This window comes from uncultured Roseibium sp., assembly GCF_947494555.1.
Lineage (GTDB): Bacteria > Pseudomonadota > Alphaproteobacteria > Rhizobiales > Stappiaceae > Roseibium.
The window spans coordinates 1-13,655 of the sequence record NZ_CANLVF010000008.1 but is presented as its reverse complement, the minus strand read 5'-3'; the positions used below and the strand labels follow the sequence as shown (position 1 = coordinate 13,655).

The window sequence follows — 13,655 nt, the reverse complement described above, 5'->3', positions numbered from 1 at the left end:
TCAAAACATTGGCCAATTTGCAAAAGGGAATAACTGCCGGAGCCAGCGGGTGACCAGGTCGCGACGTTTTAAGCCATTGCAACGAATATTCTTTTTTGCGTTTTTTGGGTCGGCTTATGACCTGCCGATCCGCTAGCAGTCGCGGCAGATGTGCGCGGAGGAACGATTTGCCGGGATGTGGCTGTATTTCGGATCAAAATGTGGGTTCCAAGACGTGGTTTGCGGTATTTTCAGCCGGTTGCGCGCGAGGGAAAAACTTTTCACCATCTTTCCAGATCGCATCGCACGAACCGTGCCGCAGTTTCGTATTTAGACCGAACTGCTGTCTTCAACCGAACCAGCGTTTAAACCAGCGGCGAAATCCGCTCGTGGCGGCAGAGGCGTGTTTCTCGGCGTGAGCACGTGCCTGTTCGGCGTTTTCGCCAACGTCATCGATGAGGCCGTCAATATTCTCTACGACAGGATCAATTCGCTTTCGCTTGAACGCCTGGGCGACGCGGAAAATCAGATACGCGATGGCTGCCAGGATTAGAAAGAAGATGATGTTGAACCAGGGTATCAGGAATGCATTCGGTCCCGACACCTCCTGAATGCTGATAATGTTTGGAAAGATCGTGAAAAGCTGGATCCGCCAGCCGTAGTGCGTGACCGCAACCCAGACCTCACCATCCCTTTTTGCAAGGTCCTGCGCCTGTGCGGTGACGTTTGAACTGTTGAACTTGAGATAGGGCGGCCAGCTCCACTCAGTGTCCTCGTTGCGGTAGACCCGCGGTTCCCCGTTCGGCCATACGGCGTTTATGAACCGGACATCGCGTGTCCAGTTCGGGTTCGTACCAGCATCCGGGGCAGCCCAGAAAAGCGACGAGGATCCGATATCCATACGTTTGACGTCCGTTCCCACGATCCGCACGACATCGCGGCCAGGAAGCGTGTAGTGGGCGAACAGGACAATGACGAGCACCATTGGGATGCCGACGATCCATTTAACGTATTTCATCAGTCGTCATCGTCCTCGTCGTCATCATCATCGTCGTCATCGTCATCCCTTGGAATAGCACCCCAAGGCCCCTGATTTCGCCCAAAGCCGTAATCGGAGTGTTCGTGTTCGTCGCTCATGCCGGGCTCAGGTCCGAACAACTCGGTGCGCGTGCCGACCTTATCGACAACATATTCTTCGGCCAGGAACTGGGCGCAATAGGTTTTCTTTGCTTCGCTCCAGCCTTGGTACTGCGCATAAAACGCGTCCTTGTGGCAGATGAAAAGCTGCCGGAAGTCGAGCGGCGTCAGCTGCGACAGCAGCATATTCACCAATTGCTTGTCCCGGTGGTTGCCAGACCGCAGCAAATAGAAAAACGCCGGATTTTCATGGGTGATGCGGGGAACCTTCGTTCCCTTGGAGATCTGCCGCACCGCCCTTTCCAGTGCATGATATTCATCGGGAAGCTGGCGATGATATTTGCGTTTCAACGAGCGCAGGTCCCGCCGGGAGACACTTGAAAGGTCTTCACCGCTGTTGGCAGCCGTGTCGACGACAATGAAGTCGAGCTTCTGTCTCAAAATACTCTCAGCGCGCTCAGACCCGGCACGCGTGATCGGTTCGACGAGTTTGTTTCTGGACAGGAACGATGCAACTTCGCGCTTGTCCCGGAGCGTCATGACGTGTTTGACAGGCAAATTGTCCACGATGTCTTGCTGTTTTTCAGAGATGCAGGCTGTTCTCTTCACATCCTGGAAAATGTAAAGGCCGCCGTAGTGGCGCGTGTAAAAATTGCCCTGCTCGAAACTCTGGGGCCGAAGCGCAATCGGTGTGCGAATGATGTCGCCCGTGTGCTTGGACAGTTCAACCATTTCGGCGATCAGAACATCATCCCACCAGCCGTCCGGCTCGTTCATGAACCGGTCGATCTTCTCGGTCAGCTCACCTCCGGCTTCGACATGGCCCCCAACCGTATCCGCTTCGACGTCGATCGTGCGGATGTCGAACAGGTCTGCCGGGGACGCGATTGAGAAAATGGTATTGACCAGTTCCCCGACGACTGCGTCGCGAATGGATAGGGCAAAGAGCTGTTCTTCGTTGTCGTCAATGAACCGGCGGAGGATCGAACGTGATGTTGAAAAGTGCGCATTGAGAAGGGGGGCGGTTTTCTGAGCGACATTCAACAAGATGAACTGTCGATTGCAGCCGTTGGGATTGAGATAGAGCGGATCGCCGAGTTCATCACCGATCTCTGGAGAAAACCCCGAGATGTCAATGTGGAATTCCTGAAGGCTTGTGCGTCTTCCGGTCAGGTGCTCAAGCGCGCGATTGTAGCGGCTGACCAGGGAAGGCGACGACACTTCCATAAGGTTGCCGTACATCAGCCCGTTTTTCACCAGCCTCATCATGAGCGGGAAAGGTCCCTGTAACGGCGCTTGGCCTCTTCCATCCTCTGCATCTCCCGCACCGCGTTTTCGATCGCGACTTCATCGGACTTGTCAGCATAGCGGAATTCGCTGTCTGCATAGCGGTTGATTTCCTGGATCACCATTTCGATAGAAATCGGCTGGGCAAGTTCCGCGATCATGGATTTCTTGGTTTCATAGTCCTTGAACAGGAACAGATCGGGCTCTTCCATCCATTCGTCCGGCAGTTCAAAGTCCATGGAACGGACCTTGACGGCATCGGTGATGTTCTTGATGGCGCGCCCGGTAAAGCGCTCGTCGGCCTCCTGGATCCCCTTCAGATAGGCGCCGAGCTTGGCGATCGTATCCAATTCTCCTATGGAGGCACTGATCCTGTCGAAGACCTTCACCAGCCCATCTTCCTTCGGGCGAGAGTGACTTTCGTAAGACGCGGCGACGGCTTTCTGGATCACCTGGGCCTCGAACAATTCGTGTTCGCCGACCGGGATCGAATGGTTCTTGCCCATCAGGAGATAGAGGATGTCGATATAGTCTTCCCGCGTCTGGGGGCCGTCGACAAGAAAGCGTGCGCCGGCGCGCTGACGCAGGGCGTCGTCGACGTTTTCGGGATAGTTCGAGAACATGCCGAATGTGCAGTTGCCGCGCACGACGGTATTCGCACCGGCAAAGCTTTCCATCAGGACGGCGGTGATTTCGAGCTGGCCCGCCGACGACTGCCGGTCGCCGCGTTTGCCGGCAAGCTGGTCGATGTCGTCGATCGTCCCGAAACCGATGACATTCGGGTCGGTCACCGTCTTGATGAACGCCTTGGCATTCTGGGCGGACTTGCCCTGATAACTGTCAATGCTGTCGGTCGACAGGTTCTGATAGCGGAAAGCGTAGCCGGCGTTGGTACAGTAATCGTTGATCAATCCTGCCATCATCTGGATCAGGGTCGTCTTGCCGGTTCCGGGCTTTCCGTCCCCCATGAAGGTGAATATGAAGCCACCGAGTTCAGCGAACGGGTTCATTTTTCGTTCGAAATCGTAGGCCATGAGCATCTTGGCGAGCTTCATGGCCTGATACTTGGCAATGTGGTTGCCCACCACTTCCTCTGGCTTCTTGAACGCCATTGTCAAAGACGTGGAGCGGGCTCGGGCCGCAGGTGTGAAGCCGGTGATTTCGAAACTGTCCGCTTCAACCCTGTACCTGGCTTCAGAGAACGGTTGCAGCAGCGCGGAGCCTTCAGCACGCAGCGTCACTTTTTCCATCAGCTGTTCGCAGAACGAGGCAATCAGAGAGACAAGCTGGGCATCGGTCTGGATCGGTGCTGCAGAAATCTCCTGATCCAGTTCCCAAAGCGTGCCGTGAAGCGCCAGTTGGTCGTTGTCCAGAAGGATTTCTTCCACGTCACCACATTGAATTTCAACGTCTGCGGTGTCGGCGGCAAGACCGGAGATCAGGAAGTCCGTCATGTTGGCAAACACATGCAGCGAAATGAGCGCGGACGCGGAAAGAAGCTGCTGAAACTTGTCCGCTCGCGATGGATCGAGCGAGCCTGCAAGGTTGGCGCGTTTGAGATCGGAAAGGCCTGTCTGCTCGGCAAACTGATCGGACATCACCTGGGCAACAGACAAGGCGCGCCGCAACGCCTGCAATACGCCCGCCTGCAGGGGAGTGGTGAGTGCGTCCTCGTCACTCTGGAAAATTCTGGCTGAAAGCTGGACACCTTCTGGACGGGCTGTCGAGCGTGTCACAAGACCGGGCGTCGTCGAGCGGAAGCGCCTTCGCGTCCCCAACCCTGGCGAGCGTTCCTGAACAACGTCAGGCTCGCGTTTCGCGGCAATGCGGGGTGTATGATCGAACCCGGTGAGCAGAGCTTCCGCGGCAGAGTACTTTTCGCGGATCTTGTCTTCCTTGAGTTCCATAAGGTCGTTGGAAACGGTCACGGCGGAAACCTATTTGTAGCTGAGAATTTTGCCGGCAGGGCTCACGGCATATTTGCGAATGTTGGAAAAACCCGGCGGATTGAGTTCTTCCAGAACCTGATAAGGGCGTTGCGGCAAGATGAGCGAGCGCTGCCGGTGCGTGTGACCGGCTGTATCCTGCCCGCCTTCTCCTGCTGCGGCAAACGGATCTAGGTCATAGACCTGCCGTTCCACAGACGAAAAGAAACCGGTCGATTCCTGCTGCGTACCTGTGGAGACCAGCGTTTCCGTCGTCCAGGCTAGGGCCCAGTCTTCGCCGGGTTTCTGTCCTGCCTGCGAAAGCACGTCCCGGAGCGGGCCCGACTGCTGGGTGAAGGTATGACTGTACATCGGGCCAACATAAAAGCGGCGCAGCCTTTTGGGGTGGAGATCATCGAAGTCGTGATCGAAACCCCGCGCGATGGTCAGCAGTTTAAGCCCGGCGGATGACTGGGAAACCAGATGCCCTTGAACGCGCGGCCAACGCCGTTCGTCCTTTGCAAGCGGCCTCCGGCCGCTGTCCTCAAGGTCCAAGACGTAGATCAGCGGAATGTTCTGCTGGCTGTCGTAAACGGCCCAGTGAATGCGGTACTTGCGCCTTTTCCCGGTGACATTTCCGGTCCAGGCGAGACGGGGATCATTGCGCGCCCAGAACAGGGTTCCCTGCGTCAACTGCTCGTAATATTGGCGTTCCGACGCGGCGAACTGTAGGTTCACCGGCGTGGATTGCTCGCGCAGAATATGGTTCACCATCGCGATCTTAAGATCGCGCATGACGGGAAGCGATCTCAGGTGATTTTCCGCCTGCATGGCATCATTCGCCATCTCAAGCAGTTCCTGGTAGATCGGAAAGCCGCTGTCCTGCCGATCAATGCTCAACAGGTTCGGCAACTTGTCCGAAACGCGTCCGGCAAGCAGGTACTTGTAGGACAACGCCGTGAATGTCCCGGAGAGTGCTTCCAGATATTGCTTCAGGATCGGGATTTCGGACAGCAGTGCCGTGTTCTCCGACACGACACTGTCTGCGACACCTTGAAGATGAGAGATGATGCGCTCGAACTTGGCAAAGTAGCGCCGCGTCTCGTGTGCTTCTTCAAGGACTCTGTGATCGAGTGTCAGATCCAACGTTCAGCCCTCAGGCTCCGTAGGCGTTCTTGTCGTGTTTGTCGACAATCTGCTGGAAACGGCGCGCAAAACGTTCGTCCGACTTTGCCTTTTCTTCCAGAACCTTGCGGGCAAAGACCATATGGTCTTCGTGCGCTTCCATCATGTCGGCCATGCGTTGATTTGTGGCTGATCCGATGGCGGCCATGGCAGATTGCGCTTCCTTGTCGGTTGCGACACCGATCTCATTGATCTTGTGCGCGACGTCCTGCTGTTGCGCAGTCTTCAGCGACTTGACCAGGGCATCGTAAAGGACGACGCGTTGTTTTGTGTCCGTCTGCAGCTTGTTGATCAACACCATTTGAGTGGCGGCCTGGTTTTGCAGACTGTCGACCCAGGTCTTGCCTTTTTCGATGTAGCGCTCGAGCGTCTGGCTTTCGGCGAGCTTGACCTGTTCTTCCTGGGCGAGCCGGTTGTATTCGGAATTCAATTCCGCAAGCTCGGATTCCAGTTTGGTGCGCGCGGCAGCATCTGTCTCCACGGATATCTTGTTTTCCAGCGCGATGATCTTGGGATCCATCGCCAGGAGATCTTTCTTGAGAGTCTCAAGGCCGGCAACGGTCTGTTCACGCTGGTTGAGCGTTTCGCTCAAATTGCCCTCAACGCGCTTGCTGTGCTCGTTCAGTGTATTCAGCTGATCCTGAAGCAACTGACCGATGACATTCGACTTGGAAATCAGGTCCTGAAGCTTGTCGTCGATGCTCGCCGTGCGCATGCGCTCCTGGCGAATGCTGTCCGACCTTGCCTTTGAAAAAATTCCAATGAAGCTTTCCCAGCCGGTCTTTGACCGCATGGCGTCGAAATCTTTCGAAAAATTTGCCGTCACGTCATCAAGGCCCATGATGAGTTCGGCGATATTCGCGCCCATGAGTTCGGTATGCGAGTGCACATCGTCCAGCGTCGCGTTTTCGATGTCGATGGAAATATCCTGACCGGAATCGAGCTTGGATCGTGCGGTTTCGATTTTAGAGGTCAGCTCGCTGATCTTCTGTTGTGCCGCTGCGACTTCCTGTTTGGATTTTTCAATTTGAGCGCTGAAATCCGCCATGTGCCCCTTCCTGAATATCAAACAATAAGATGATTTCTATGTAGCGATTGTTCGTAGAAATACAATTACAAATCAGAGCCCAAAGTACACCACACGCAGAAGATCCTGTTAACCTCGCTCATGTCTTTGAAGACAACTCCAACAGTCTAAAACGCGTTCTCACGCGTTTCTTGTTTTGCGCACGGCGCTTTTGCGTGGTGCCGAAATGCAGCGAGCCAAATATGGGGTATCGACCCCATACCGATTGCAATTGTCAGCTGCCACCTTTCCATCCGCAACCAACAGGCCAACCCGTTGTGGTCCGGCCAAGCGAAAGGAGCACGACACGAAGAGATACGAAAATGCACCAGCTTACTTGTGCCCGAAGCGCCATGCTGCGGGCAAAGTGAGTGTTGTTGCCATGAGGACCGGCACGCGTAGGTGCCGCTACCGCTAAAATCTGCGGAAATTCATGGTCTTGGGGGGCGGTGCAGCCAGGATTTTTTCAATCAACATTCTCATGGCCGTCAGACAAGGGCGCCCGAGCCTTCATTCTGCGGCTGCGGAAGGAACCGCCACCATGATACCCAGCAAACGTCTCCCGAAAGCCGTTCTGATCGGCTCAGCATCCATTGTCACACTTGCCGTTGCCGCCGTGGTGACGCAATCGATCGATTTTGATAGTCATTTTTCAGGTTCAACGGCACCTTCGACGCTTGGGCAGCAGCGTACGGAGCATGAGCGACTGCGCGCTGAAACAGGAAATAGGCCGATCGAAGCACCAGTTGAAGCTCCGGTTGACGCACCTCTTCCAACACCTGCGCCGGCGCCCCAAGAAATACGAACCTCAGCTGTGTCCCAGAAACACGGTATTGCTCCGGCCGGAGAGGTCCGACAACGGTCCAACCGGATAAATGAACGGGCCCATTTTACAGACGGTCTTGCCGGACAGCTCAGCCTGACATCACCGGATTCTGCGCGTCCCGTCATTCAGCCAAATGACCGGGAACGATTTGCATCAGCTGCGCCGAACCCTCTGAAGCAGACGGCAAACGACCCGGTCTCGACCTTTTCGATCGATGTGGATACCGCGTCCTATTCTTTCGTGCGTGCCAGCCTCACTGGTGGCTACCTGCCGAACCAGGATGCAGTGCGTGTAGAGGAAATGATCAATTACTTCCCTTACGACTACGACGTTCCGCAAAGCCGAGAGGTGCCCTTTAAAACGAGCATCTCCGTCATAGAAACACCCTGGAACGCGGACACCAAACTGATGCAAATCGGTGTTCAGGGCTACAAGGTGCCGTTGGCCGAGCTGCCGCCACAGAACCTGGTGTTCCTGATCGACACGTCCGGTTCCATGGCGGACGCCAACAAACTGCCGCTGCTTCAGCAGTCTTTCAGGCTGTTGCTGTCATCCCTTCGGGCCGAGGACGAGGTCGCAATCGTCACCTACGCCGGAAGCGCGGGCGTATTGCTGGAGCCGACTAGGGCCTCCGACAGGTCTCTCATCCTGCAAAAGATCGATGCACTTACATCGGGCGGGTCGACGGCGGGTCACGCAGGTCTGAAGGGCGCTTATGCGCTTGCGGAAAAAATGACCGGTGAGGGCGAACAGACACGTGTGATCCTTGCCACCGATGGCGATTTCAACGTCGGCCTCTCCGATACGGAGAGCCTGAAGCGCTATATTTCGGAACAACGCGACAATGGCACTGCGCTTTCCGTTCTCGGCTTTGGCCGCGGCAACTACAATGATGAGCTGATGCAAACGCTTGCGCAGAACGGTCAGGGCGTTGCTGCTTATATCGACACGCTTTCTGAAGCCAGAAAAGTGCTTGTTGACCAGGTGGTCAGCTCGATTTCCATGATCGCGCAGGATGTAAAGATCCAGGTCGAATTCAATCCCCAGACCGTCGCCGAATACAGGCTCATCGGTTATGAAACCCGCGCCCTCAAGACGGAAGACTTCAGAAACGACAAAGTCGATGCCGGCGACATTGGTGCAGGCCATAATGTGACCGCGCTTTACGAGATCACACCGGTTGGCTCACCTGCGCGAAAATTTGCCGATCTGCGCTATGGAAATGGCGAAGCATCGTCGAGCCCGGATGCGCAGGCTTTTGAAGGCGAGCTGGCCTTCGTCAAGCTGCGCTACAAGACGCCAGGCGCTGAAAAGAGCAAACTCATTTCGACGCCGGTGACCGCAGATACTTCAAACGTTCCTCCGTCAGAAACTCGTTTTGCCGCAGCCGTTGCCGCTTTTGGCCAGATGCTGAAAGGGAGCGATTACCTGGAAGAATGGACGTACCAGGATGTCGAGCGTTTGGCGCAGGCCAACAGGGGAGACGATACCCTCGGTTATCGATCCGAGTTTTTGAACCTTGTCAGGATGGCGCAAGTCACCGGACACTGAACAGCCGCACTCAACGCGGTGGCGGGCGGTCTTTCTCAGTCCGCCCTTTTCCTTGTCATCTGTCGCGAATCCAGTCCAACGTAACCTGTGTGCCATCCTCTCCGTTCAAGTCCATCCGGTTTGAAAGGATGAGCGAAAGCGCGCCGATATCGTTGGTTTTCCAGAGATAAAGGGTGTGGCGGGTCGGCTCGAAGCGGGCACAGGCCGACGCGCCGACATCCGCCACATAACGCGGTGGCCCCTCTCTTCGAATGTCGAAGGCTTTTGCTCCTGTTGCGCCATTCGGGTTGTTGAGACAGACGGTCACAAGCCTGGCATCAACTCCCTCGGGCAGAACCGGGGTCGGTTCCGGTATCGGCGCGGGTGCGGGTTCCGCCATCTGAAAACTGTCGAGTGCCTGCTCTTCCGGCGCTTCGAGCTGCAGTGCGCCAGATGCGGTGTCGCTGAAGCGGCCGCTCGTTGCCGGCCCGGAAAGCCTTTCCCGGCGTTCGCGCTCCGGGACCCGGGCCTGGGATTCCCCGGGTGCAGCCGGTACAATCCTGCCCGATGCTTGCCTGCGGACCACCGCGGTGGCTATTGGTTCTCGCTGTGACCGGAGCGTTTCGCTCTGCTGTTTGTTCAATTGTTTCGGTGCCGCGTTCGCGCGGGTTTCGGAAGTACCAGGTTCCTTCAACGCGCTTGGTGCCGTGGAGGGACTGATGACTGGTATGTGTTCACTTACCTCCAATGAACGATCCGCCGCTTCAGGTGTCCGGCCTTGCGCCGTATCGCCCATCTGAAAGCGGATAAGGTCGTTGTCGCCACTTTCCAGAAAAGCCGGTTTGCGGCCATCATTTGCATGCGCGATGCCCGCTGCCATGGAGTCCAAAAGGCAGGCGGCCAGGAACACCGGAACGCAATGTCTCGCTATACTGGAACTTCGGTTGACCATCTTTCAGGTGTTCATCTTCTAACACGCCGAACTCACGCGAGGACGGCAATCCCATCTTTCAGTTCATCGGCACAAGATAACGGGTATTCACCCAACCCGATATCCTGCCTGAGCGGATCTGACACCAATTGCCTTCGCAGATGTCGAACAGTTCAATTGCGCAATCATCCGCCACCAGGGAACCTACAACGGGATGGCGCGTGCCGGGCCCTGATCGTAGATTGAGCGTGTCATCCAGTGCCACCTTGACGCACATTGCCGGCCCGGTCGGCAAAGCGTCGGGAGCCAGAATTCTCTCGCCCGCAGGTGTGTTTTCGCAGAAGCCATTGACGTTGCGACCACGTGCGCACAATGGTTTCACCGACATGGAGAGCAACTCCCATCTGTCGTCCGGCAGAGCGATAACATATCCACGGAAATGCTCTCCATAAAGGCTGTCGTCAAGATATCCCGTCATCACAATATTCACCGCATACCCGTCATCCTGCTTGCGAATGCTCATCTGCATGCTGCCATTCCCTTCGTCTCTTTCGGGATGTCCCCGCAGAAACGGCAGGACGAGGTCGATCATCTCATCTGCAACCGACACCCCCGGAGCGACCCGAAGGCTCCTGAAACCGTCTCCAGCATCAAGCGATTGCGCCTGAGTCAGAGGTGCGCCGAGCAAGGAAACGGCAGCAAACACTGCTGCGAGAGAATTGAGGAGACGTTTGACGGAGCGCATCACGCAGGTCCTTTGTCGTAAGGTTTCAAAGGAGGGTCTCCTTTTTCAGCGCCAGGTGCCATAGGGTTGATCCCCCAGTCTTTCGGCGGCCGTCACAATTCCTTGGACGGATCGATCAGGCCCTCTTTCAATGCACGTGCGATCAGCTGCGGGACGGAATGTACCTTCAGCTTCTGCATCAGGCTGGTGCGATGCTTGTCGACTGTTTTGATGCTAATGCCGAAGCCTTGGGCGATTTCCTTGTTCGACTTGCCTGTAAGGATCATGTTCAGCGTTTGACGCTCCCTGTCGGTCAGGACCGGAGGGGTCGGCGCTTCTTCCAATATCTTCAGAAAATATTCGGAGACGTGACGTTGGCCGCGCAGGATTCCGGGTAGCTTCTCGTAGAACTCGGTATTGTCCGCCGCTTTTGAAAAGAGCCCGTCGACGCCCGTTTCAACAAGATCGGACACCAGTCCAACAGCGGATATGCCCGTCAGGACGACAACCCGGGTATCCTTTGACCAGCGTCTTGCTTCCACCAACACTTCGACACCGCCTGCCATGGGCATCGATACATCAAGCAGCAAAAGCGACGGCCGGTGTTTGCGGACTTCGGCAATCGCGCTGAGCCCGTCGCCCGCCTCCGCAACAACGCGAATGCCTTCCGGTTCGATCAGCCCGGGTTTTTCGAGCGCTTCTTTCAGGCCGGTGCGGACAATTGCATGATCGTCCGCAATAATTGCGTTGTATTTTTGGTCGTTCACGGCCCAGTATCCCTTTCAAACTCATACCAACCCTGACATGCCTCTACTCAAATGGCCAGTTCGCTTCGTCTTGTTTTACTTCTGTTTTTCTGCCTTTTCGCTTCAGTCGGCGGACGGGCCGAAACCGTTGCGCTGGAGCCGGGGCGGGGTGTTGCGGATCTCAGGGACAAGCTGACTTTTTTCAGCGATCCGTCGAAGTCACTGGGGGACATTTTAAGGCTCTACCGTGCGGGTGGCTTCAGTCCGGATCTCGACACGACCATGCTGGAGTGGAATTACGCACCCGAAGCCTGGGCCGGTGTCGAAATCCACAACGACACGCTCGACGACGGACGTAGTGCCGACCCGTTTGTGCTTGTGGTCGATCTTCCGCTGGTCAGCGAACTCGATGTTTACGTGATCCGCGAAAGCGGCTTTACGGAAGCATTGATCGACTATTCCATTTTTACGCCCTTTGTCGCTGAAAACCACTCCGTGACGCGTCTCAGAACGCCCGTATTTGAAATCGAGCCGCAGGAAAAGGTCATCGTGCTGGCGAATTTCAAGTTTGGCCCATTTCAGTCGTTTCGAATGGCACTGGAAACACCGGCTGAGCTCGAGGCATCGGCATTTGCATCCGGCGTGACGCACACGGCGTTTTACGCGTTTTGCATTTCCAGCCTCGTGTTTTTCTTCGGGTTCCATATGGCGATGAAAAACTGGATCGGGATGCTCTATGCCCTTCAGTTCACTATCGGCCTTGCGTTGATCGCCTATATCGACGGTCTCTGGTTTCGTTTCTTTTATCCTGACACGCCCGGATTTCAGTCAACGGTGGGATTTTTCCTGCTGTTTGTTCTGTCCGGGACCGGTTTTCTTATCTCCAGCCGGTCGGTAAAAGACGAACCGGGTGCGAAAAAGCTGTCCGTCGCGCTGTCCTCGCTCAGTCTTTTGTCCGTTCTCGGCTTCGTCATTTCGCTGTTTTCACCAGGGACGTATGTGGCGCTTTTCAGCTACGTGCTGCTGGTGCTGATGTTCATCGTCATGTTCGTTGCGAGCGGTATCTGGCGCCGCAGACACGGGGCGATTCATCTGACAAGCAGCCTGATTGCGGTGACCGGAATACTGCTCGGCGTCGGGCTCGTCGGCCTTCTGGTCGCCGGAAGCCGCGCCGAGATCATTCCGGTCTCGACCGCGGTCAAGAGCGTGTTCTCGGTGCTGCTTTTTGCGACCATGACGGGTCTCACCGCTCATATTATCAATCTGCGGCGGCAGCATTCAAAAGCCGTGCAGGCAGAATTTTCGGCATTGGAAGCGGAGGCAAAACGCAGCCAGGAACTGCTGGTGGCAGAACGCAATTATACCCGAGCCAGAGAGCTGGCGAGCTTGCGGCAAAGGCAACTGGCGACGGCGTCACACGACCTGAAGCAACCGATCATGTCGTTGCGCATGAATGTTGACAGTCTTGCGACAGAAATGGAACCGGAAGTCCGGTCGCGGCTGAAGGAGGCCTTTGACTATATCGAGGCTCTCTCGAACGATTATCTCCGGCAGACGACACCTGACAGTGCCGACAGTGGTCCGGCAGACGATAAGAACGTGGGTATTGAAACGAATGACTCCCCGGTTGACGGCGATCAGGGCACGGAAACTGAAATATATGAAATCGCCCTGGTTCTCGACACGGTCCACGAAATGTTCAGGGAGGAGGCGGTTTCGAAAGGGATCGAGCTTCGCCGCGTTGTGTCAAGCAAATGCGTGTCGGTTCCGCCGCTCACAATGATGCGGATCGTGAGCAACCTCGTCTCAAATGCAGTGAAATACACCGAGGCCGGGAAGGTGCTCTTCGGCGTCAGATCGCAAGAAGGCTACCTGAACCTGTGCGTTTATGACACCGGCAAAGGGATGGATGAAAGCGAGATTGCCGAATTTGCGCAGGCCTACAAAAAAGGGGAATCATCCGAGGGTCACGGCCTCGGCCTGTCGGTTTGCTACGAACTCGCCCGCGAGAATGGAATGGAGCTTTCCTGCGTCTCGCGAAAGGGGCAGGGCACAAAGTTTGTCCTGACAGTCCCATTGGCAAAGTGCCGCAAAGTCGCTTGAAGGCGATCATACCCCATAGAGGCAGGCCGCGCTCGAAGACCGATCGCGGCCCGGTGTTGGCTACACCGTCCCTCCGAGGGATCCCTCGAGTTGAGCGAGTTCCTGTCCGCCTGCCATGAGTTCCTGGAGTTCTTCGGCCTTGATGTTTCCGCGTTCGGCTGTTCCGAGTGTTTTTCCTCGGTTGAGGACGGTGAAGCGGTCTCCGACGGCCATGGC

At 56.0% G+C, this 13,655-nt stretch carries 10 protein-coding genes and 1 pseudogene; 2 read left to right on the top strand and 9 right to left on the bottom strand.

What is annotated here, in order from left to right; genetic code table 11:
• Positions 1–328 precede the first annotated feature (328 nt).
• Genes Q0915_RS29225 through Q0915_RS29205 form a run of 5 tightly spaced genes read right to left on the bottom strand, consistent with a single transcriptional unit; the run spans position 329 to position 6,561 of the window.
• Complete coding sequence (locus Q0915_RS29225; RefSeq protein ID WP_299483864.1) at positions 329–997, bottom strand: DUF1523 family protein; 669 nt, start codon at positions 995–997, stop codon at positions 329–331.
• Positions 997–2,385, bottom strand: coding sequence for a DUF6638 family protein (locus Q0915_RS29220; protein ID WP_299483863.1), 1,389 nt, complete (start codon positions 2,383–2,385; stop codon positions 997–999). The genes Q0915_RS29225 and Q0915_RS29220 overlap by 1 nt, the downstream gene beginning before the upstream one ends.
• Positions 2,382–4,331 (bottom strand): ATP-binding protein, encoded by a 1,950-nt coding sequence (locus Q0915_RS29215; RefSeq protein WP_299483862.1) that lies wholly within the window; start codon positions 4,329–4,331, stop codon positions 2,382–2,384. The genes Q0915_RS29220 and Q0915_RS29215 overlap by 4 nt, the downstream gene beginning before the upstream one ends.
• Before the next feature lie 9 nt (positions 4,332–4,340).
• Complete coding sequence (locus Q0915_RS29210) at positions 4,341–5,474, bottom strand: hypothetical protein (protein ID WP_299483861.1); 1,134 nt, start codon at positions 5,472–5,474, stop codon at positions 4,341–4,343.
• 10 nt (positions 5,475–5,484) lie between these two features.
• Positions 5,485–6,561: a hypothetical protein gene (locus tag Q0915_RS29205; protein ID WP_299483860.1), complete on the bottom strand. Its 1,077-nt coding sequence runs from the start codon at positions 6,559–6,561 to the stop codon at positions 5,485–5,487.
• A 559-nt stretch (positions 6,562–7,120) separates the two neighbouring features.
• Between Q0915_RS29205 and Q0915_RS29200 the strand changes: the two genes are divergently transcribed.
• The gene (locus Q0915_RS29200) at positions 7,121–8,956 is read left to right on the top strand and encodes a VWA domain-containing protein (protein WP_299483859.1); all 1,836 of its coding nucleotides are present in this window, start codon (positions 7,121–7,123) and stop codon (positions 8,954–8,956) included.
• 55 nt (positions 8,957–9,011) lie between these two features.
• Here Q0915_RS29200 and Q0915_RS29195 read toward each other — a convergent pair whose 3' ends face one another.
• From Q0915_RS29195 to Q0915_RS29185, 3 genes are all read right to left on the bottom strand, one after another.
• Entirely contained in the window at positions 9,012–9,815 is an 804-nt protein-coding gene (locus Q0915_RS29195) for a hypothetical protein (protein ID WP_299483858.1), read from the bottom strand.
• Positions 9,816–9,945: 130 nt separating this feature from the next.
• Positions 9,946–10,611, bottom strand: coding sequence for an SH3 domain-containing protein (locus Q0915_RS29190; RefSeq protein WP_299483857.1), 666 nt, complete (start codon positions 10,609–10,611; stop codon positions 9,946–9,948).
• A gap of 92 nt (positions 10,612–10,703) precedes the next feature.
• Positions 10,704–11,357 carry a response regulator transcription factor gene (locus Q0915_RS29185; protein ID WP_299483856.1) on the bottom strand — a complete coding sequence of 218 codons (654 nt, stop codon included), beginning with the start codon at positions 11,355–11,357 and terminating at the stop codon, positions 10,704–10,706.
• Between the two features lie 51 nt (positions 11,358–11,408).
• On the opposite strand from Q0915_RS29185, the gene Q0915_RS29180 reads away from it, so the two are divergent.
• A complete protein-coding gene (locus Q0915_RS29180; RefSeq protein WP_299483855.1) occupies positions 11,409–13,439 on the top strand; it encodes a sensor histidine kinase in 2,031 nt (676 codons plus the stop codon).
• A gap of 60 nt (positions 13,440–13,499) precedes the next feature.
• Here Q0915_RS29180 and Q0915_RS29175 read toward each other — a convergent pair.
• Positions 13,500–13,655, bottom strand: a pseudogene (locus tag Q0915_RS29175) (sugar ABC transporter ATP-binding protein); the annotation flags it as partial.